This is a genomic window from Marivirga sp. (assembly GCF_024636815.1).
In the GTDB taxonomy this organism is placed as follows: Bacteria; Bacteroidota; Bacteroidia; order Cytophagales; family Cyclobacteriaceae; genus Marivirga.
Map to the genome: position 1 here is coordinate 1 of NZ_JAGXGF010000228.1, position 20,243 is coordinate 20,243.

Annotated in this window: 21 protein-coding genes and 1 pseudogene; 2 read left to right on the forward strand and 20 right to left on the reverse strand. The window is 34.7% G+C overall.

The window, feature by feature from the left end:
* Positions 1-218 precede the first annotated feature (218 nt).
* The 7 genes from Q0L29_RS16170 to rpmH all read right to left on the reverse strand — a co-directional run bounded on the left by Q0L29_RS16170 (position 219) and on the right by rpmH (position 4,943).
* Positions 219-380, reverse strand: a complete 162-nt coding sequence (locus tag Q0L29_RS16170) for a hypothetical protein (protein ID WP_296623332.1) — start codon at positions 378-380, stop codon at positions 219-221.
* A gap of 55 nt (positions 381-435) precedes the next feature.
* Positions 436-951, reverse strand: coding sequence for a DUF2480 family protein (locus Q0L29_RS16175; protein WP_296623335.1), 516 nt, complete (start codon positions 949-951; stop codon positions 436-438).
* Positions 952-981: 30 nt separating this feature from the next.
* Positions 982-1,695 (reverse strand): tRNA (adenosine(37)-N6)-threonylcarbamoyltransferase complex dimerization subunit type 1 TsaB, encoded by a 714-nt coding sequence (gene tsaB / locus Q0L29_RS16180; protein WP_296623337.1) that lies wholly within the window; start codon positions 1,693-1,695, stop codon positions 982-984.
* A complete protein-coding gene (locus tag Q0L29_RS16185; protein WP_296623339.1) occupies positions 1,692-2,504 on the reverse strand; it encodes a sulfite exporter TauE/SafE family protein in 813 nt (270 codons plus the stop codon). Before Q0L29_RS16185 ends, tsaB begins: the two co-directional genes overlap by 4 nt.
* Positions 2,504-4,165, reverse strand: a complete 1,662-nt coding sequence (locus tag Q0L29_RS16190) for a S41 family peptidase (RefSeq protein ID WP_296623341.1) — start codon at positions 4,163-4,165, stop codon at positions 2,504-2,506. The genes Q0L29_RS16185 and Q0L29_RS16190 overlap by 1 nt, the downstream gene beginning before the upstream one ends.
* A 193-nt stretch (positions 4,166-4,358) precedes the next feature.
* Positions 4,359-4,760: a ribonuclease P protein component gene (gene rnpA / locus Q0L29_RS16195; RefSeq protein WP_296623343.1), complete on the reverse strand. Its 402-nt coding sequence runs from the start codon at positions 4,758-4,760 to the stop codon at positions 4,359-4,361.
* A 21-nt stretch (positions 4,761-4,781) separates the two neighbouring features.
* Positions 4,782-4,943 carry a 50S ribosomal protein L34 gene (gene rpmH, locus Q0L29_RS16200; protein ID WP_013453813.1) on the reverse strand — a complete coding sequence of 54 codons (162 nt, stop codon included), beginning with the start codon at positions 4,941-4,943 and terminating at the stop codon, positions 4,782-4,784.
* Between the two features lie 269 nt (positions 4,944-5,212).
* Between rpmH and Q0L29_RS16205 the strand changes: the two genes are divergently transcribed.
* Positions 5,213-6,910: a M61 family peptidase gene (locus tag Q0L29_RS16205; RefSeq protein WP_296623347.1), complete on the forward strand. Its 1,698-nt coding sequence runs from the start codon at positions 5,213-5,215 to the stop codon at positions 6,908-6,910.
* Positions 6,911-7,140: 230 nt separating this feature from the next.
* Here Q0L29_RS16205 and Q0L29_RS16210 read toward each other — a convergent pair whose 3' ends face one another.
* The 9 genes from Q0L29_RS16210 to Q0L29_RS16250 form a co-directional block, all read right to left on the reverse strand.
* Positions 7,141-7,920, reverse strand: coding sequence for a M48 family metallopeptidase (locus tag Q0L29_RS16210; protein WP_296623348.1), 780 nt, complete (start codon positions 7,918-7,920; stop codon positions 7,141-7,143).
* Between the two features lie 2 nt (positions 7,921-7,922).
* A complete protein-coding gene (locus Q0L29_RS16215) occupies positions 7,923-8,414 on the reverse strand; it encodes a DUF4870 domain-containing protein (RefSeq protein ID WP_296623350.1) in 492 nt (163 codons plus the stop codon).
* Positions 8,415-8,420: 6 nt separating this feature from the next.
* Positions 8,421-9,008 carry a DUF4389 domain-containing protein gene (locus Q0L29_RS16220; RefSeq protein ID WP_296623351.1) on the reverse strand — a complete coding sequence of 196 codons (588 nt, stop codon included), beginning with the start codon at positions 9,006-9,008 and terminating at the stop codon, positions 8,421-8,423.
* 176 nt (positions 9,009-9,184) lie between these two features.
* On the reverse strand, positions 9,185-10,987 hold the full coding sequence (locus Q0L29_RS16225; RefSeq protein ID WP_296623353.1) for an acyl-CoA dehydrogenase family protein: 1,803 nt from the start codon (positions 10,985-10,987) through the stop codon (positions 9,185-9,187).
* A gap of 77 nt (positions 10,988-11,064) precedes the next feature.
* The gene (locus tag Q0L29_RS16230) at positions 11,065-11,430 is read right to left on the reverse strand and encodes a four helix bundle protein (RefSeq protein ID WP_296623355.1); all 366 of its coding nucleotides are present in this window, start codon (positions 11,428-11,430) and stop codon (positions 11,065-11,067) included.
* 89 nt (positions 11,431-11,519) lie between these two features.
* A complete protein-coding gene (locus tag Q0L29_RS16235; RefSeq protein WP_296623356.1) occupies positions 11,520-12,689 on the reverse strand; it encodes an acetyl-CoA C-acyltransferase in 1,170 nt (389 codons plus the stop codon).
* A 65-nt stretch (positions 12,690-12,754) separates the two neighbouring features.
* Positions 12,755-15,157, reverse strand: a complete 2,403-nt coding sequence (locus tag Q0L29_RS16240; RefSeq protein ID WP_296623358.1) for a 3-hydroxyacyl-CoA dehydrogenase/enoyl-CoA hydratase family protein — start codon at positions 15,155-15,157, stop codon at positions 12,755-12,757.
* Positions 15,158-15,185: 28 nt separating this feature from the next.
* Positions 15,186-15,641, reverse strand: a complete 456-nt coding sequence (locus Q0L29_RS16245) for a MarR family winged helix-turn-helix transcriptional regulator (RefSeq protein WP_296623359.1) — start codon at positions 15,639-15,641, stop codon at positions 15,186-15,188.
* 250 nt (positions 15,642-15,891) lie between these two features.
* The gene (locus Q0L29_RS16250; RefSeq protein ID WP_296623360.1) at positions 15,892-16,530 is read right to left on the reverse strand and encodes an outer membrane beta-barrel protein; all 639 of its coding nucleotides are present in this window, start codon (positions 16,528-16,530) and stop codon (positions 15,892-15,894) included.
* A 167-nt stretch (positions 16,531-16,697) separates the two neighbouring features.
* Between Q0L29_RS16250 and Q0L29_RS16255 the strand changes: the two genes are divergently transcribed.
* Positions 16,698-16,886: an LPXTG cell wall anchor domain-containing protein gene (locus tag Q0L29_RS16255; protein ID WP_296623362.1), complete on the forward strand. Its 189-nt coding sequence runs from the start codon at positions 16,698-16,700 to the stop codon at positions 16,884-16,886.
* Positions 16,887-16,945: 59 nt separating this feature from the next.
* On the opposite strand, the gene nqrF is transcribed toward Q0L29_RS16255, so the two are convergent.
* From nqrF to Q0L29_RS16275, 4 genes and pseudogenes are all read right to left on the reverse strand, one after another.
* Positions 16,946-18,250 (reverse strand): NADH:ubiquinone reductase (Na(+)-transporting) subunit F, encoded by a 1,305-nt coding sequence (gene nqrF, locus Q0L29_RS16260; protein ID WP_296623363.1) that lies wholly within the window; start codon positions 18,248-18,250, stop codon positions 16,946-16,948.
* Positions 18,251-18,402: 152 nt separating this feature from the next.
* Positions 18,403-19,383 (reverse strand): radical SAM protein, encoded by a 981-nt coding sequence (locus tag Q0L29_RS16265; protein ID WP_296623366.1) that lies wholly within the window; start codon positions 19,381-19,383, stop codon positions 18,403-18,405.
* Between the two features lie 104 nt (positions 19,384-19,487).
* Entirely contained in the window at positions 19,488-19,973 is a 486-nt protein-coding gene (locus Q0L29_RS16270) for a hypothetical protein (RefSeq protein WP_296623367.1), read from the reverse strand.
* Positions 19,974-20,060: 87 nt separating this feature from the next.
* Positions 20,061-20,243, reverse strand: a pseudogene (locus tag Q0L29_RS16275) (acetyl-CoA carboxylase carboxyl transferase subunit beta); the annotation flags it as partial.

Sequence of the window (20,243 nt, forward strand, 5' to 3'; positions counted from 1 at the left end):
CTGTAATCAATTTCATTAACTTGAGTTTCCATAGTCCTTGCGAATTTTAATGTTTGAAATTTTCTAACCTTAATTTATTAAAATTCCAAGGACTATTTTCTACCTCATTACAAACATAAAGCCTCAAGGGGACAGTCTCACAGATTTTTATTAGCAGAAAATAATAAGATTACCACTACATTCTACTGTAGCAAAAATCCTGTTATCTCTTTTGAAGTTCAGTTCTCAGCCAAAGGCTGATCAGCCTTTGGCTGGCTTCCACCCTCATTGCCTACGCTGGCCCGCTTCCCGAAAACTTTCGGGATTCCTCCCTCCCACTTTTCCGAGTTCCTCGGAAGTGGTCGGGTTAATTCTTTTGCTATTGTAATAACAAAATTCATGTTATTTCTTTTTAGAAGGATTTGCAACAGTAATCGCAGCCTATCTATAAAAAGTTTATTTTTTGGGTGCTTTGTAAATTGGTACGGTACTACAAGGTTCACCATACATTATGGAGTTAACATAAGGCATCATTTTATTGGTGATTTCTGTAAAGGCAAATTCAGGATGAGACAAATCACTGCATCCTTTTATTACGATTTTAGCATTTTGAAACTGATCGTAGTCAATTTCATTCAACTTTAATCTCAATATCTCCTTTTCTAAATCACCTTTTTCTCCTTGGACAATGAGTTTAGCTTTAGGTGAGAGCTTACTCACTAATAACATATAAGCCCAATTGGGAATAATGGCGTCAGTGCTACAAGTTAAATTCACATAGCAATCATCGTATTGATCCCAATCATGCTCCTTAACAAAGGAACGAAAGTCTTTTTCTCTTAAAACTAAACCTTGAAAAAGATTCTCTTTCAAATCAATAGTTTTTCTTTCCGTTACTTTATCGACTATATCTTCTAAGTCGAATGAAACTAACGGACTTTTTTTAACTCTATTTTCTATCTGCTCTTCCATCACTATTGTTTTAAAAATATTCTCAGCTCCTCAACGATTTAAATCTAAAAATGATTTCTTTTTTGATTTAGGTGAATAAAATTCTTTCCCATAGTTCGGTTCAAAATAAGCCAAGTCTTCAAATTGTTTGTTTTTGAATTTATTATAAGCCATTTGACCATAAAACTGAGCGGAGGGATTTACATTATCTATCCAAATAAATTTTTTAGATTGATTTTCTAAGATAGAAAAAGCTTTTTCCGCACCATTTCCAAAAAGAAAAATACGCTCGTGTTTATTTATATAATCTCGAAATGAATCTTCCTCTATAATAAGGTTAGACATTTTTCCCACCTCTAACAAATTTGCATCAGATACTTTATAGAAAACTTCCATTCTGCGAGCATCAAGCATTGGGATGTAGATTGAATTATCTCCTTTATGGAAGTTTAAGACCTGACTAGTCATACTATCTAAAGAGGAAATGGAAATCAAGGGGATATCCAGTGCATAACATAATCCTTTTGCTGTACTTAAGCCTATTCTCAATCCAGTATAAGATCCAGGACCGGAGGAAACTGCTATCGCATTAAGATCACCCATCTGCAAATCGCAATGATGAAGCAACTGTTCTATAAGAGGGGTTAAAGAATTAGAATGAGACTTTTCTAAATACAGATCTGCATTTGCCTGGAGCTTTCCTTCATTATGAATAGCAACTGAACAAATAGCCGTAGATGTTTCTATACTTAATATATAGCTCATAATAATTCAATCAATTTTCTAATAATCACTAAAATTATAAAAGCTGAAAAAAGATAGCTTACTGCAGAAGCCTTCATTTTTCGACTTAATCTCACTCCCCATCTGGCAGTTAATAGTGTTCCGATTATCAAAGGCCCTGTAACTTGAAAAAGGATATAACCTGTATGCTCCACATTAATGGTTTCCATAGGGACTTGAAAAAGGTTAAAAATCACCATAGCCAAAGAAGTTAAAGTAATGACACCCAATGATATGGCTTTAGCTTTTTTCACCCCCATTTTAAAACCTTGATTTAAAAAAGGTATAATAATTATCCCTCCCCCTAATCCTGTTAAGGATGCTGTTAAACCTGCTGAAAGGCCTGTGAGACTCAATACTCTTTTTGATCTTTTGGTTGTCTCTTTAAAACCAGCTTGTTTCTTCGCATTAAATAAGGTCGAAAATAACATGGCTCCCAATAAAAAGATCACCACAATATTAAAGACTTCTTTAGAATAGAAGGGAGTATTTACAATAAAATAGAGTGACAGCAGCCCTGCTATAATGGAAGATATACTGATGATTAAAATTTGCTTAGGGTAAAACTCACCATGTTTGAAATGATTATAGGTAGCAAATAGCCCTGCGAAGAAGGTTCCAAAAAGAGAATTAGCTATTGTGAATTGAGCAATTTCCTCATTTGGAATGCCAATAAAATGGAAAGCTATTGGCAGAATTACAATATATACTATGCCACCCCCAACGCCCAAGAGCCCTGATACTAAACCTCCAATTAAGCCCGCTAAAAATAATAGGAAATAAAAGTCCATTATTCACCAGCTTGAAGGATGTTGCTGTATCGAGCTTCATCATTAAAAAGCTTAATTGCCGCTTCGACTTCTTCATCATTTTCAAATGAAGATTCTATCATTCCTTGTCTTTTATGATAACGAGAAATAATTTCTTCTTTTAAAGCTCTTTTTATTTCAGATTGGAATACTTTCAAGTCTTCCTGTTTATGCTCTTGGATTTCATTTTCAAGTGCTTCAATTTCCTTTTTAATAAACTCAAAATATTTATCCTTATCCGCTGTTTCTTTTAGATCCTTGATTGTTTCTTCTGTAGCAGTTGTGTAGCTATAGTCCTTCCCTGAAACCCAGTCTGTAAAATCAGAATACAACTTATCAGAAACGGCAAATTTGTTAGGATCAGGTTTATTATCGGGGTTTTGATAATAGTATTCAGTAGCAAAATCAAAAATGAATCCCTTCTTTATTAATTGAATGGTAATAGGTGCATAACCTTTATTCACTACATCATGATCAGGTGAAACTCCTCCTCCATCATAAACCACTCTACCAGCTCTGGTTTTAAATTCACTTTTTAAAGAATCAGGTATTTTACCGATACTTCCATCCTCATTTCTGTGGCTATAATCGATCGCCTGGATACATCTACCACTCGGGATATAGTATTTTGCGGTAGTTATTTTTAATTGACTATTGTAACTCAACGGCCGAGTAGCCTGTACCAAACCTTTACCAAAGCTTCTTTGACCTACCAAAACCCCTCTGTCATAATCTTGCATAACTCCCGCTACAATTTCAGAAGCTGAAGCACTATTATTACTGATTAAAACAGTTAAAGGAATATTTATGTCTACCGGGTTTTTATTTGAAGTATAGGATTTATTCCATTCTTCTATTTTTCCTTTTGTACTTACCACTTCCAGACCTTTTGGAATAAATACATTAGAAACCTCAATAGATTCATTCAACAGACCACCAGGATTTCCTCTTAAATCCAAAATCACTTTTTTAGCTCCTTTACCTTTAAGCTCTACCAAAGCAGAACGAACTGAAGCACCCGCACCGCTAGAGAATTCCGTTAATCTTATGTAGGCAATATCTCCCTCTATCAATCCGTAGTAAGGAACACTTTCTATATTAATTCTATCTCTATTTATAGAAAATTCAAGAGGTTTCTTAACTCCCGTTCTATTGACTTTAACTTCCACGATGGTTCCAATTTGACCTTTTAAAAGAGTGTTGATTTCATCGGTTGAGTAATCTTCTACTGGAATACTATTAATTTCAACCAACTCATCTCCAATTTTCAGACCTGCAATTTCAGCAGGAGAACCCTCAAAAATCATCATCACCACATGTCGATCTTCGATTTTACCCATAGTGGTTCCAATTCCCCCATATTGTCCTGTGGACATAATGCGGTAGTCCTCAATTCTATCTTCAGGAATAAAGTTTGTGTAGGGATCTAGAGATTCCAACATAGCCTCAATGCCCGTTTCCATTATTTCAGTTGGATTGATCTCATCTACATAATAAGTATTGAGCTCTTTATATAGAGTGGTAAAAACATCCAGGTTTTTGATGATTTCAAAATACCTATCGTTTTTCTTTACTTGAAATGACACTAATCCTATTAAACCAATAGCTAAAAGTGTGATTATTATTTTATTTGAAAGCTTCATGGACAGTTTTTTACTTAATTTTTTACTTTGATATAAAAAGATATCATTTTTCCAGCTGACTCCTATAATCCTTCCAGTAACACCCCTAAAGTCTCAAGGGGACAGCCTCACAGATTTCTATTAGTAGAAAATAAACTTTATCACTATTTTTAACAGTATTTAAAATCCTTTTATCTCCTCTGAAATTTAGTTTTTAAACTACGAATTCTGAATGCAAACGTTCTAAAGTCTTTTTTAGTTTTTTTGTTAAGGCATCAGAAGGCATTTTCTTATCCGAAGTGTAAATATAAGCAATCCTCAAACTTTTACTTAGTTTTTCAGGATCAATCAAATATTTGTGATGTCTGTAGGCTTCGCGTACTTGCCTTTTAATGAAATTTCGGTCGGGTGCTTTTTTAAATTTCCTTTTGGGAACGGAAATCAATAATTGCTGAGGTTTGATTTTGGAATCAAGAGGTTCAGCAATATAAATGACCTTAAATGGGTATAAATAAAAAGAGGAGCCCTTTTCAAAAAGCTCCTGAATATCATTCCGGTGATGTAAGCGCTCAGTTTTCTTAAAAGAAAAATCGTTATTGTCCGAGATTACAGACATGCGCTTAATTGCATAGAAGAATTATTTTCTATGCTTACCTTTTTCGTCTGAAACAGTTAATTTGTGACGACCTTTCGCTCTTCTTCTCGCCAAAACGTTTCTTCCATTCGCAGATTCCATTCTAGTTCTGAATCCATGTTTGTTTTTTCTTTTCCTTTGAGAAGGCTGAAATGTACGTTTCATATCTTTATATTTTAAATTTTTCTCTTATTCTTTTGTAAGGGCTGCAAAGATAAGCAGTTAATTTCTTTTCACAAAATTGTTTCTCAAAATACTGTAAGATTATCTCGTTTTATATCTCCTTATAAATCATCATCTTTACAATGCAAATGTAATATGACCGTCCATGACCGATTTATAATTGAGAACACACAACACATCGATTAAATTTACTGCCAAATATAAAGATTCAAGCACAAATTTAATCCTATAAATAATTAAAAAAATTGATAATGATTCAATATAGATTATCACAAAAGTTTCCACAGGATTCTTTTTTACAAGTAGAAGTACTGATTAAGCCTTCACAAGCTGACTTTGAGATGAAACTTCCTGATTGGAGACCAGGCAGATATCAGTTAGGGAACTTCTCAAAATACTTAAGAAACTTTAAGGCTTTTAATCAAAATGAGGATCCATTAAATTTCAAAAAGGTCAATAAAAATACCTGGCTAATTTATTGCGAAGATAAATCTTGCATTATTCGATATGAAATATACACTTCTATTATAGATGGAGGAAGCACTTTCATTGATGAAGAGCACTGGTATTTGAATTTTATAAATTGTATGCTTTATCAGCCTGAGGCAATGCATGATACTCACAAAGTTCTATTGGATATTCCCAACAATTGGATTGTGGCTTGCGGATTGAAAAAAGAAGGTGATGAATTAGTAGCCGGGAGTTTTTATGAATTAGTGGATAGTCCAGCACTAGCCAGTAAAAATTTACAACATTTAGAGTACAAAGTAGAGAAAACAAATTTCCATTTATGGTTTAGAGGAAATGCAGATTTAAAAAACAAAAAACAAATCTTAAGTGATTTCAAAAAATTCACTGCCTTTCAGATTGAGACAATGGGTGAATTTGAAAGTAATGATTATCATTTCCTATTTCAAATTCCTGATGAAAAGGGATATCATGGCGTGGAGCATTTGAATAGTACTTGCATAGTCTTAGGGCCTGCTAATGAATTTAATACTGAAGCTTTCTATAATAACTTTTTAGGAATCAGCTCGCATGAGTTATTTCATTATTGGAATATCATTCGAATCAGACCGGAAGAGATGTATCGTTATAATTTCGAAAAGGAAAATTACTTCACTACAGGATATGTAGCAGAAGGTGTGACTACGTATTATGGTGATTTATTCCTTATCAGAAGTGGAGTGAAAGATTTGAAATGGTATATGGAGGAATTAAATATACTTTTCAAGCGTCATTTTGAAAATTATGGACGATTCAACAGCTCGGTGGCAGAATCAAGTTGGGATTTATGGCTGGATGGATATGAAGCAGGAATCCCTCATCGTAAAGTTTCCATATATGTTAAAGGAGCCTTAATAGCTTTAATACTGGATTTGAAAATCATTTTAGAAAGCAATGGAGAAAAATGTCTGGATGATGTCATGAGGAAATTATGGACTGATTTCTACAAAAAAGATAAAGGCTACAGCCCTGAAGATTATCTAAAAACAGCTGAAGAAATTATTGGGCAAGACTTAACCGATTATTCCAACAAATTCATAAAAGGATGCGAGCCACTTGAAAACGAACTTGAAAAGTTATTGAGCAAAGTTGGTTTTGATATGGAATTAAAACCAAATGAAAATCCATTCACAAATCATTTTGGCTTAAAAACAAATGAAGGAGTAGTAGTGGGAATAGCGCCTGATAGCCCTGCCGAAAGAGCATTAAGAATTGGAGATAAAATTATAAGTTTTGAAAATCAGAACTTCGAGCAAATTGATGACTCTATTCAAATCGAAAAAAATTTAAAGTATAGTTTTCAATTTTTCCGGAATAATAAATTGAAGGAGGCTACAATGAAAACTAAAGATGAAGGATTTTATAGCCGTTATGTTATAAAGGAGAATAGTGAAAGATCAGATATTGATAAAATGATGCAGAAAAAGTGGCTGAATGTGTGATTTAAGAAACAAAAGGGTAGGAAAAGCGAAAGGCAGCTCCCCAGCTGCCTTTCTATTTCAACCAAAACCTTACAAAGTCATTGACTTGTATAAGATGTTGTAAATGTAAAATTATTTATTTTAGCAGTCAAGCCTTAAAATGAATTTTTTATGATATTGTTAGAAAATTACTATTTTTTACGTAGATTTCCAGTTATAGTACAAAGAAATAACTGTTGCTACATCAAATATTATTGCAAAGAGTTTTTAAACTTATCCCATTCTAAATCAAGTGGTATTTCAATAATAGAATCTCCTGCATTTTCTGTTACAAATTCAATCCTTTCTTTCAGAGCGGGGTGAGAAGAAATCCATTCTAAACCTTCTGGTAACTCTCTATTCTTTTGTTTTAATTTTAAGAAAAACTGCGTCAATCTATTAGGATTAATATTAGCCTTTCTTAAATATTGAATAGCATATTCATCCGCTTCCCTTTCCATTCTTCTACTGAAACCACTGCTCACCACCATTTTGGTAATTTCTTGCATCACAACCGGATCTCCACCTGAAATTATAAGGATTAAAGAATTTAATCCAATTTCTTTTACCAAATTCTTGATCACATGTCTATTTTCAGCATGGGCTAATTCGTGCGCCAAAACAGCTGCCAACTCTTCTGCAGATTCAGTTTGCTCAATTAAGCCTGTAAAAACAAATAATTGTCCATTAAAAGCTGTAAATGCATTTACTTGATCAGACTTCAACACATAAATATCGTAATCATAGCTAACAGTATCCATGCCTTTTGATAATCGCTCAAAAATGACATCCATAACTGAATCCGTTAATTCTACATTCACAGAGTCAAATTCTCTAAAAATCTGATTATTAAAAAAATCAGCGATATCAGCTTCTTGTTCTAAAGAAACTAAATCCTGCTTTTCAGTGGTAGTGGAAAAATAGGTAAAGCCAGCCCATATGATAAGAGCAACTATTAAAATCAACCCTAAATCTCTTAGATTTTTATTCATATCTACATTTTAGGAGGTTGATTTACCACTTTAAGTGAATCAGTCTCTCTCCTTCTAAAGACAGATTGGTATGATACTCTACCAAAAAATAAGAAATAATACATCTGCCCTTTCCTTGCTTTTACTGCTCCAATGATACTAAATATGATATATATTAAATTGGCTATACCTACTAACCATAAATAGCCTTTGAACACATCCGTAAATGCATAATCAAAAAACACTATTCTTGCTCCCCAAAATACTGCAATAGCATTCAAGATACTTGTAGGAAGTTGGCTTAATAATGATTGAAAAGAATGAAAGCGTACAAAAAGGCTTTTTCCTTTATTGATATAATAATAAATAATAGCTGCAACTAAATTTAGAATTGGTAAAGGGAGCCCCACCCCTAATGCTGCGAACATCATGAGGTAGGCTCCCATTGCATCTTCCTTTTCCCGAATGTCAATCTCATTGGGTTGTGGTATAGGATTATAATTTTCTTCTGTCATAAAAAATTATGGTTTTCCTGAAAATGGAGGATAAACGTCTGTCATGTAGGACATATAAAGATTTACTCTGGTTTGCCATCTTAATGTGCCCACTATAAATTCATGCCACGATTTAGGGAATTCACCAGTGAATAAAACTACCCACCACGCTACAAAAGCTAATATTTGAGTCCAAATTATTCTAAAAAATAATATAAATATGTGTGGAATGAGGACATAAATCACACCAAAAAACAGTCTCAATAATACTAATCCTCTGCTGATTCTTTCTGGGTATTGAACATCTACCTTCACATATTCGTCTTTCGCATCCAAACCAAAAGGTGGGTAATCATCTGCTAAATTGAATATCCTAGCACTTAGTCTGGTATTCCACCGAATAAGCTTCACCTGATATTCAAAAAAACTTTGAGGATATCTTCCAGTAAAGAGTACTACCAAAAAAGAAATAAAGCTTAAAATTACACCCCACAAACTCATGAAAAATAATAAGAACATGTGTGGTATAACGATATAAAGCCAGCCAAAAAATGACCTCAGTAATAACTCGCCACGAGAATAGCGATCCTGATGTTTAATTTCAAAAGTTAACATAGTGATTGTTGATTTAGTGAAGCTCGAAATTGTGAAATTTTATGATATTTTACAATTATTTGACTAACTATTAGCGAGTCTATTATATACCAATAATCATAACGCGCTTGAAATCAACAAAAAAGGCTCGAAAAATATTCGAGCCTTATAACTATATTATTGTTTAAGCTTCACAATTAAAACTCATATGCTTTTTTCTCTAAAACATGATCTGCGATTGACCTTCTTACTTCTTTCAAGTTCATCGGATCAATTTTTGTAAATCTTTTCAGACCTAACAACATCATACGCTGCTCATCACCTTCTGCAAAAGCAAAGATCGCTTCTTTACCTGCCTTATTAGAAATTTCAACTGCTCTATGCATATACAATTTAGTCATATTGATTTGTTGTTTACAAGCATCTTCTCCTTTGATACCCACCAATTTCTCAGTTCTTAACAAAGCAGACTCAGCAGCGTAAACTTCAATCAACATATCAGCTAAATTCATTAAAATTTCCTGCTCTTGAGATAATTTTTGCATATACTTTTGAACTGCAGCACCAGAAATCATTAAGCCAGCTTTTTTCAAATTAGCCAATACCTTTTTCTCTTTTGCGAATAAAGAATCATCTTCATCTGCTCCAAAGTCAGGTATTGATGTCAGCTCTTTCTGAACATTCATCGCAGGCGTCATTAAATCAAGTTTACCTTTCATGGCACGTTTCAACAGCATATCAATGGTTAACATGCGATTGATTTCGTTTGTACCTTCGAAAATTCTATTGATACGAGCATCACGATAAGCTCTATCCATAGGCGCATCAGCTGAAAAGCCCATTCCGCCATACGTTTGAACACCTTCATCCACTACATAATCCAAGGTTTCAGAACCATGTACCTTCAAGATGGCACACTCAATCGCAAACTCCTCTACTGATTTCAATTTAGCTTCTGCTGAATCCATTCCGTCTGCAACCAAAGCTTCATACGCATCATCAATATTCTGACCTGCACGGTAAGCTGCAGATTCTGAAGCATAAGTTCTTGCTGCCATTTCCGCTAACTTATGTTTGATAGCACCAAAGTTGCCGATAGCAGTACCAAATTGTTTTCTTTCAGTCGCATACTGAGAAGCATGCCCTAAAATTGCTTTACAAGCACCGATTGTGGAAGCAGCCAATTTAATTCTACCAATATTTAGAATATTAACTGCTATTTTAAAACCATTTTCTCTATCGGAAAGTAAGTTTTCCACTGGTACTTTACAATCATTAAAAAATACCTGACGAGTAGAAGAACCCTTAATACCCATTTTGGCTTCTTCTTCATTCATGGTCACACCACCGAAATCTTTTTCAATAATGAAAGCAGAAAGGTTTTTGTCATCATCAATTTTAGCAAATACAATAAAAACATGTGCGAAACCACCGTTTGTGATCCACATTTTTTGTCCATTAACTATGTAATGCTTTTTGTCTTCAGTTAAAACTGCCTTAGTTTTAGCTGCATTAGCATCAGAACCTGAATCCGGCTCAGTCAAACAGTAAGAAGCTTTCCACTCACCAGAAGCTAATTTTGGTAAGTATCTTTTCTTTTGTTCATCAGTTCCGTAATACAAAATTGGTAATGTTCCAATTCCTGTGTGTGCTGATAAAGCCACGGCAAATGAATGACCTGCTCCAATTACTTCCGCAACCAGCATAGAAGTATTGAAATCCATTCCGAATCCGCCATATTCTTCTGGAACTGATGTTCCTAAAAGGCCTAATTCTCCTGATTTATCCAATAATTCCGGCATTATTTCAGGATTGCCTTTTACATCATCAATTTCATCCAAACGAGGATATACTTCCTGTTCTAAGAAATCTTTACAAGTTTGAGCAATCATTTTTTGCTCCTCAGTCCACTCTTCTGGCGTGAAAACTGCCTGAGCAGGAGTTTCTTTAATTAAAAACTCCCCTCCTTTTGCTGTGAATTTTTTTTCTGTCGTACTCATATTATTAGTATCTAGTATCTGGTATCTAGTATCTAGAAAATGGCTCTAGCAATCAGAAATCCAGATGGTTTCAATAATTATTTATTAAATTTATTTTCTATGCTATTAATTAATCCATTTAGCATTTTTTGAATTTCATTCAATTGATTTAAATGTTGATCAAATACTTGATTATCAATAAAACCTAAGTCTAAAGAAAGCATTAATTGAGTTTCAAACTCAAAAGAAGATCCTTGTGCTATGTATAAGAAATTACAAAAATCCTTTTGGGTTTTTCTGCCACATCCCTCTGCAATATTTGAAGGAATTGATATTGCTGACCTTCTAATTTGTGAGGTCAAACCAAACTTTTCTTCCTTCGGAAATTTTGCAGTGATTAAGAAAACTTCTTTTACTAACTGCCTTGCTTTCTTCCAAACATTTAAGTCTTTGAAATTATGCATCTACTTAACTTTCAATTAATAACTGGATATAAAGTATCAAGTGCCAATAAAAAATCTAGATACTAGCTACTTGATACTCTATACTGATTCTACATCATTTCATATATTCCAGCAATACCTTGACCACCACCTATACAAGCGGTAACCATGCCGTATTTCCCTTGCGTTCTTTTCAATTCGTTAAATAACTGAACTGAAAGTTTTGCTCCTGAGCAACCTAATGGGTGACCTAATGCAATGGCTCCACCATTAACATTTAATTTACTTTGATCGATATCCAACTCACGAATTACAGCTAAAGACTGAGCTGCAAAAGCTTCGTTCAATTCAATCAAATCTATGTCATTCAGCTTCAAACCAGCACTTTTCAATGCTTTGGGAACTGCTTCCACAGGACCTATACCCATGATTCTAGGTTCAACACCTGCTACACCAAAACCTACCATTCTGGCGATCGGCTTCACATTCAATTCTTTCACCATTCTTTCTGACATCACCATTGTAAATGAAGCTCCGTCATTAGTTGGTGAGGAATTACCTGCGGTAACTGAACCACCTTGAGCGAACACCGGTCTTAAATTTGCTAAAGCATCAGTACTTGTTCCTGCTCTAGGTCCTTCGTCTTTATCTACTGTGTAATCACGAGTTTTCTTTTTCCCATCTTCCACATAAGTTTCTTTCACATTAATCGGCACGATTTCATCATCGAATTTGCCTTCTTTCTGTGCTTTTAATGCTTTCATATGAGAATTGTAAGCAAACTCATCCTGATCTTCACGGGATACTTTCCACTTCTGAGCAATTTGCTCTGCTGTTAATCCCATGGAAGTGTAATAATCAGGAGTCTCGGTAGCGATTTCATAATTAAGGGCTGTTTTATAACCCATAATCGGTACCATTGACATTGATTCAGTACCGCCAGCAATGATGATATCTGCAAAACCAGCTTGAATTTTTGAAGCTGCTATATTGATAGCTTCTAATCCTGATCCGCAATAACGGTTAATCACCATGCCTGGAACTTCTTTGCCTAAGGCTAAAAGTGAAATCATTCTACCCATTTGCATTCCTTGCTCTGCTTCTTGCACAGCATTTCCTACGATTAGGTCATCTACCATTTTATTTTCTACACCATCCACTTGAGATACCAAGTGCTTGATGACATCTGAAGCTAAATCATCCGGACGGTAAAACCGGAGACCTCCTTTTTTGGCTCTTGTTACAGCCGTTCTATATCCTGCTACTATATATGCGTCCATTTTTTTATTTTTTAAGATTTTAAAAAGATTCTAGAATCTAGACTCTTGGTTCTGGGTTCTATGTTCTAGTTTCTCAAGGGTTTTCCTCCCTGCAATACGGCCTGGATTCTTTCAAGCGTTTTCTTCTCTCCTAATAGCGACAAGAAAGCTTCTCTCTCTAGATCCAGTAAGTATTGTTCTGAAACTTCCTGAGGATAAGACAAATCACCACCGCACATCGCGTAAGCTAACTTTTCAGCTATCTTTTGATCATGTGCAGAAATATATTTACCCATCTTCATTCCAGCGATACCTGCTTTGAAAAGCGCGATTCCAGTTTTACCTTGAACTTTTATATCCTCTCGTTGAACAGGCATAGTGTAACCAGCATCAGCCAATCTGATAGCTGCTGCTTTTGCATCTGCAATCTGACGACTTCTGTTAATGCTAATTCCATCGGAAGGTCTTAAAATACCCATTTCTTTTGCTTCATAAGCAGAAGTAGCTACTTTAGCCATTGCGATATTCATAAATGCATTTTGCAAAGCATTTAATTCCACATCACCTTCTTGGTATCTGTCGGCTACGCGGAGTGCATTTTCTTTTGTACCTCCACCGCCAGGAATTACACCCACTCCAACTTCTACTAAACCTATATAAGTTTCAGCAGATGCTTGAACGTGATCGGCATGCATGGAAAGTTCACAACCTCCACCTAAGGCCATATTATGAGGCGCAACTACAACCGGAACAGCTGAATATCTGGCCCTCATCATAGTTTGCTGGAATTGACGAATCATGAAATCTAATTCATCATAATCTTGCTCGATAGCATACATGAATACCATTCCAAGGTTAGCTCCTAATGAGAAGTTTGACCCTTCATTGGAAATCACAACACCTCTATATTCTTCTTCTCCTAAGGAAATTCCTTTGTTGATGGCTTCAATAACTCCGCCACCTAAAGTGTTGGATTTAGAACGGAATTCTACGTTGATGATGCCATCACCTAAATCAATGATTCCAGCTTCTGCATTACTCCAGATTTCTTTTCCACTTTCTTTTAAGTTCTCCAAAACAATGAACTCCTCAGTACCTGGGATATTCACATATTTTTTGCTGTCAAGGTCATAATACTGCTTTTGACCTGCTTCTACTTTATAGAAAGAGTCCGCTCCGGAATCCATCATATCATAAACCCATTGATTAGGTTTATAACCTGCTTCTTCCATCTTTTCAACAGTCTTTTTAACTCCTAAAGTATCCCAAGTCTCGAATGGACCAATTTCCCAGCCAAAACCTGTGCAAAGCGCCTGATCGATTCTGTACAATTCATCAGAAATCTCAGGAATACGGTTTGAAGCATATTGAAATAAACCATAGAATGAATCTCTGTAAAATTCACCTGCTTTATCTTTTCCTCCCATTAAAACCGGAAATCTCTCTTTTAAATTAGAGATTTGTTTAGTGGCTTCAAGTGTATCAAACTTAGGCTTAGTCTTTGGCTTGTATTCCATAGAATCCAAATCCAAAGTCAAGATTTCGGTTTTACCGTCTTTTTTGGTCTTTTTATAAAAACCTTGTCCGGTTTTATCTCCTAACCACTTATTTTCTTCTAATTTCCCAATTACATCAGGCAATTTAAAAGTATCTCTGGCTTCATCATTCGGAAGATTTTCATACAATCCGTTGGCTACTTTAATTAGCGTATCCAAACCTACAACATCAGAAGTTCTGAAAGTAGCAGATTTAGGACGACCAATTACAGGACCCGTTAGTTTGTCCACCTCATCAATGTTCATATCTAACTTCTGCATAGATTCCACTACCTTCAAGATGGCATAAATACCAACTCTGTTGGCAATGAAAGCAGGAGTATCTTTACATAAAACTGTGGTTTTCCCCAAATATAAATCACCATAGTGCATCAAGAAATCAGTGATTTCCTGATCTGTTTTTGGTGTAGGAATAATTTCCAATAATTTCAGGTAACGCGGTGGGTTGAAAAAGTGCGTTCCAATAAAATGCTTTTGGAAATCTTCACTTCTGTCTTCCAGCATCATGTGAATTGGAATACCTGATGTATTAGAAGAAATGATAGTTCCTTTGGTTCTATGTTTTTCAACATTCTCAAAAACTTGCTTTTTGATATCAAGTCGCTCAACAACGGCTTCCAATACCCAGTCACAATCTTTGATTTTGTGCATATCATCATCAAAATTTCCAAGCGAAATTCTTTTGGCAAAATCTTTATGATATAATGCAGCGGGTTTCCCTTTTAAGGTTGATTCAAAAGCTTCGTTCACAATACGATTTCTCACTTGTGGATCCTCTTTTGTTAAACCTTGTTTTTTTTCGGCATCCGTTAGTTCGAAAGGCACGATATCAAGCAAAAGCACCTCTACACCAATATTGGCAAAGTGGCAGGCGATTCTTGATCCCATAATCCCCGAACCTAAAACGGCTACTTTTTTAATGTTTCGTTTCATTTAGTCGCTGTAGTTTAAATTAAAAAAATTAATGAATTGATTCTTTAGTATTATAAATCTCATTTTTGTCAGTTATGTCATTCACTTTATGAATAACCTCAAAAAAAGCTTCCAACTTTTCGGGTTCAATAGTATTGAATACCTCTTCATTGAAAGTTTTTACCGTTTCTCTTGAAATTGCTTTTTTCTCTATCCCTAAGTCTGTTAAAAAGATTCTAACAGATCTTTTATCTTCAGGATCAGGTTTTTTGTATATAAACCCTTTCTCCTCCATGCTTTTGAGCATGCGAGTCAAACTCCTACTTTCTAACCCCATCAGTGGAGCAATTTTAGTGGCAGGAGTTCCTTCTTTTGTATTAATATTTAATAACACAAACCCTATGGAAGTCGTGATTCCGTATTTGACAGCTTGTTGGTTATACATGCGCGAAATGGCATGCCAGGCTGCTTTTATATTGTAGTCGATGGATTCTTCTCTCTTCATAGAATTCAAATATACAAAAATATAGTATGCATGCATACTATATTCGCAAAAAATATTTTATTTGGTAATAAAACTAATCTAAGAAGAATGAATTATAGAAAACGTAGTTGGAAGTATAAAGGATGTGTAAATATTACTATAGGTTATTTTTATCGCAATAAGACTACATAAATTATGAACCACAAAAAAATGAGAACAGTAACCGCCACAAGCCAAACGCTTGCCAGCTTACGGATCTTTCTGCTTAATGTTAATTCGGAAGATGTTCCATTTTGTCTAAAAGTGATTTGTCACTTAGATTAAATCTATGATTCAGTCCTAAGGTGATTGGTATAGTGTTAAAGGTACTAAAACTTGTGTTATCATTCGGATTTGCAAAAATTGTTCGTCCCATTAGGCTTACAAACCAGTCGGTATTATCAGTTATTCCCTTTCCAAATTTCAATCCATAATTTAAAGATAAATAGGTTTCCCTTAATTCTGTTGCATTGTCCAATGTTCTAGTACTTGCTCCTAAGCCAGCATGACCAGACAACCTCCATTCAGTTATACCTCTATCTGTAAACATATATTCTACTCCTCCTGAATAATGCCAAAGTTGAGTGTCTGAAAAACCAGCTCCGCCAGAATAAAGTTCTGTTTCAACACCTCCTCTTATCATTAATCTTTCTCTTAAAGAATAACCAATCCTTGCACCTATATCTGTTCCAATGTTTACTGTTTCCGCCAGATCTCCAGTGGGAAGCGCAACGCCAGCTCTTAATTCGACATTCCATGGAAAAATAGGTTCTTCCAATTGCGCTTTTACTGCAGAAATAAATGTAAATAGTAATAAAAAAAATGAAAAGATAAATTTTAAGAATAAACTGTGTTTGGGGAAATGATGCATGATTATAATTTAATAAAAATTAAAAAAATACTAATACCGTTTAAAAGACGAGAATTTAATAGAAGATGTTCCGCGATAGGTTTCCTCCCTCAATAGTGAATATTGAAATCAATTAATAAAAACAGCTAATACTTTTTTCCGTTAATTAAATAAACCAACTGATTTTTATGACACTTTTTTTACAACTTTTAGCTCAAATACCTCAAGGGGTTCCACATCCTGATGATAGTGAACCTCTTGTTCTAACAACTCCTTTTGATTATATATTATATGTAGGGCTTCCGATTTTAATATTAATAGGGGCTTTCTTTTGGTGGAGAAGGAAAAAGAAAAGGGAGGAAGAGAAAGAAAAATAATGGTAATAATAAAAAAAGGGGCTCGAAAGCCCCTTTTTTATTTTAATATATAATTAAGATTAACCACCGAAATCATCGAATCGGATATTTTCTGGTGGAACACCCATATCATCTAACATTTTTAATACTGCTGCATTCATCATTGGAGGTCCGCATAGATAGTATTCTATTTCTTCCGGCTCTTTGTGATGCTTCAAGTAATTATCATATAGAGCTAAGTGGATGAAGCCTAAATAACCGTCTGCTTCTTTATCATCTAAGCTCTTTTTAACTTTCCAATTATCTTCTTCTAATGGATCAGAAAGTGCAACATGGAATTCAAAATTAGGGTTTTTCCCTTCTATATCTCTAAAGTGATTAACATAGAATAACTCTCTTTTGGATCTACCTCCGTACCAATAAGCAACTTTTCTGTCTGTTCCTTGAGTATGAAATAAATGGAAAATGTGAGAACGCAATGGAGCCATACCAGCACCACCACCAATGTAAATCATTTCAGCATCAGATTCATTGATAAAGAATTCACCATAAGGACCTGAAATTGTCACTTTATCACCTGGGTTTCTTGTGAAAACAAATGAAGAACAGACACCAGGATTAACATCCATCCAAGCATTTTTAGCTCTATCCCATGGTGGAGTAGCAATTCTAATATTCAACATGATGATATCACCTTCAGCTGGGTGATTTGCCATAGAGTAGGCTCTAAATATAGGTTCATCATTCTGCATTACTAAATCCCACATTCCAAAGTTATCCCAATCTTCCTGGAAGATATCTTCTTTATGACCCAAGTCAGGATGCGGAGTAATGTCAATATTTTTAAATTCACAGGTTATTGCCGGAACATCAATTTGGATATAACCACCGGATTCGAAATCTAGTGTTTCACCTTCTGGCAACTGCACAACAAATTCTTTGATGAAAGTAGAAACATTGTAGTTAGATTTAACCGTGCACTCCCATTTTTTGATACCAAAGATTTCTTCTGGTATGCGGATGTGCATATCTTCTTTTACTTTCACTTGGCAAGAAAGTCTAACATTTTCTTTCTTTTCAGAACGGCTAAGATGACCTTCCTCTGTCGGTAGTACATCACCACCACCATCTTCGATTACACACTTACACATGGCACAAGTACCACCACCACCACAAGCGGAGGGTAAATAAATATCTTCACCAGATAAAGTAGAAAGCAAAGTGGATCCCGCAGATGTTACAATTGGATTGTTTTCATCTCCATTAACATAAATATTAACGGGGCCGGATTGAACTAATTTTGATTGTGCAAACAAAAGTATCAATACTAATAAGAGTATTAATAAAGTGAATGCAATAATTGAGGTTATAACTACTGATGTCATGAACTTTTATTTTGTTCTAAATGATTCAATTAATTGAGCTGCAAATATATTACTTAAAATGTAAACCTGTAAGTAGGGATCGATATTTTTCTGATAATATATTCGCAAATCTAACAGTTAATAGACTCAAAAAGTTGGCAGAAAGTAAAAAATTATTGAAAAATATTTTTCCAGGTTCCTTTGAGCCAATTGTATTTAATAGTGGATGGCAAAGCTTTCCAAAAATATTGATTGACTTCTACTGCAAAAGAGGGTTGCATATAGCAATTAATGGCACATCCTTCACATTCTGGAAGCCGTCCTTCCAGAGCTACTAATTTTTGAACTTCATCGGATTTGTATAAATTAATTAAATTCCCCTTTATGGGATATTCCTTTTTCCCCAAATGATAACAAGGCAATACCAATTCATTTTTCGGTGAAATCACTAAAGAAGATGAAGCTGCTTTGCAAACAGGATCACTTACATGATTTCCGCCATTTTTTCTCAGTTCAATAAAAGCCTCATTTAAATAAATATTTTTCTTCTTGCCCATTTGGGAAAGATATTCCAGGTTTTCACTTGTTAAGCCTCCACCTGTTTCAACTGTATTATAATCAAAAACCGGATTTACGATTAAAACCAAGTCATTTGGGAAGCAGATGGAATCGTAAACTTTCTCCAACTCTTCAATATTTTCATTCATCGCAGTGAACAAAATATCTGGTTTCTCCCCTAACTCTTTAGCTATTTCAATTGATCTCATCACAAAATCAAAACAGCCCACACCTCTCACTTCATCATGTTGCGATGCATCTGCAAAATCTAAAGAGAAATGGAGCATATCCACCAATCCTCTTAACTTTTCAGCTTTTTTAGGATAAAGCAATCCATTGGTAGTGATGGTGGTTAAGAAGCCCATGTCTTTTGCCATCCTCAAAAAAATATGAATTTCATTGTGTAAGAGAGGTTCCCCTCCGGTAAAATCAATTACTTTAACACCCAATTTTTTGAGATGCGTCAGGTTTTGCTCAACATCCTCTACCTTAATATAAGGACTTGGCTTTTCCCATATATCGCAAAAATAGCAACTAGCATTGCAACGGTAGGTTACATAATAATTACACAAAACCGGTTTACGAATCAGACGCATGGCATAAAGTTAGGAAGAAGCTTTCCGAAATACTAAATTGCTTTTATGAAGATAGTTAAAGAGTCGCACTGATTCAGGTTTAACAGCAAAGCTTATGCAATTTTTTAAAACCTTTTACCAAAACCTATATTGAACCAGGGCACAAGGCCACTTCCATTAATTACTGCATTTAATCCTGCTTTTAAGATCATGTCATTATCAAAATGCTTACGATAAGAAACCCCTGGAACCACACTTTCAAAAATATCCGCATTTCTATTTTCCGCTGAAATGCTTATATATTCTCTAGCAACAGTCAAATTTGCGCCAAAATCAATAAAAGAACTTTCTTCCTCATTTAGGGCAAACAGATAAGCAAAGCCGGTATTATAGGTCACATAAAAATCTCCTTCTGAATACCCACCTATTCCAACTCTCCATGAAAACCCAGGTGCTTTAGATAATTGTCTTTCATAATTAACTGAAAAGAATAAACCTGCACCACCTACTTCAATATAAGAAAAATTTCTTTTAGAAGATGGGGTTTCTTGTCCGTAACTAAAAGCAGAAATTAAAAGAATAAGTAATAAGGTTGATAGTGTTTTTTTCATGATTACATTTTTAGTTGAAAATTTAAAATTGCAATAAAAATGCCAATTGGTCAAATTGGCATTTTAAATATTTTATTTGATTAAATCCTATTTCAACATCTTCAATAGAGTAGTCAGCTTAGTTTTTAGTTGTCTTCTGTCTACAATAAAATCTAAAAATCCATGATCTAATACAAACTCAGCACTTTGAAAACCTTTTGGCAGGTCTTTACCAATCGTCTCGCGAATAACACGCGGACCAGCAAAACCAATTAATGCACCTGGTTCAGC

Coding starts and splice junctions, on each gene's coding strand:
- Q0L29_RS16225 (WP_296623353.1), bottom strand. CDS start 10,987: ATGAGTACGACAGAAAAAAAATTCACAGCAAAAGGAGGGGAGTTTTTA.
- Q0L29_RS16250 (WP_296623360.1), bottom strand. CDS start 16,530: ATGCATCATTTCCCCAAACACAGTTTATTCTTAAAATTTATCTTTTCA.
- Q0L29_RS16245 (WP_296623359.1), bottom strand. CDS start 15,641: ATGAAGAGAGAAGAATCCATCGACTACAATATAAAAGCAGCCTGGCAT.
- Q0L29_RS16210 (WP_296623348.1), bottom strand. CDS start 7,920: ATGAATAAAAATCTAAGAGATTTAGGGTTGATTTTAATAGTTGCTCTT.
- Q0L29_RS16230 (WP_296623355.1), bottom strand. CDS start 11,430: ATGCATAATTTCAAAGACTTAAATGTTTGGAAGAAAGCAAGGCAGTTA.
- Q0L29_RS16235 (WP_296623356.1), bottom strand. CDS start 12,689: ATGGACGCATATATAGTAGCAGGATATAGAACGGCTGTAACAAGAGCC.
- Q0L29_RS16215 (WP_296623350.1), bottom strand. CDS start 8,414: ATGACAGAAGAAAATTATAATCCTATACCACAACCCAATGAGATTGAC.
- nqrF (WP_296623363.1), bottom strand. CDS start 18,250: ATGACATCAGTAGTTATAACCTCAATTATTGCATTCACTTTATTAATA.
- Q0L29_RS16205 (WP_296623347.1), top strand. CDS start 5,213: ATGATTCAATATAGATTATCACAAAAGTTTCCACAGGATTCTTTTTTA.
- Q0L29_RS16255 (WP_296623362.1), top strand. CDS start 16,698: ATGACACTTTTTTTACAACTTTTAGCTCAAATACCTCAAGGGGTTCCA.
- Q0L29_RS16170 (WP_296623332.1), bottom strand. CDS start 380: ATGAATTTTGTTATTACAATAGCAAAAGAATTAACCCGACCACTTCCG.
- Q0L29_RS16190 (WP_296623341.1), bottom strand. CDS start 4,165: ATGAAGCTTTCAAATAAAATAATAATCACACTTTTAGCTATTGGTTTA.
- rpmH (WP_013453813.1), bottom strand. CDS start 4,943: ATGAAACGTACATTTCAGCCTTCTCAAAGGAAAAGAAAAAACAAACAT.
- Q0L29_RS16185 (WP_296623339.1), bottom strand. CDS start 2,504: ATGGACTTTTATTTCCTATTATTTTTAGCGGGCTTAATTGGAGGTTTA.
- rnpA (WP_296623343.1), bottom strand. CDS start 4,760: ATGTCTGTAATCTCGGACAATAACGATTTTTCTTTTAAGAAAACTGAG.
- tsaB (WP_296623337.1), bottom strand. CDS start 1,695: ATGAGCTATATATTAAGTATAGAAACATCTACGGCTATTTGTTCAGTT.
- Q0L29_RS16175 (WP_296623335.1), bottom strand. CDS start 951: ATGGAAGAGCAGATAGAAAATAGAGTTAAAAAAAGTCCGTTAGTTTCA.
- Q0L29_RS16270 (WP_296623367.1), bottom strand. CDS start 19,973: ATGAAAAAAACACTATCAACCTTATTACTTATTCTTTTAATTTCTGCT.
- Q0L29_RS16220 (WP_296623351.1), bottom strand. CDS start 9,008: ATGTTAACTTTTGAAATTAAACATCAGGATCGCTATTCTCGTGGCGAG.
- Q0L29_RS16265 (WP_296623366.1), bottom strand. CDS start 19,383: ATGCGTCTGATTCGTAAACCGGTTTTGTGTAATTATTATGTAACCTAC.
- Q0L29_RS16240 (WP_296623358.1), bottom strand. CDS start 15,157: ATGAAACGAAACATTAAAAAAGTAGCCGTTTTAGGTTCGGGGATTATG.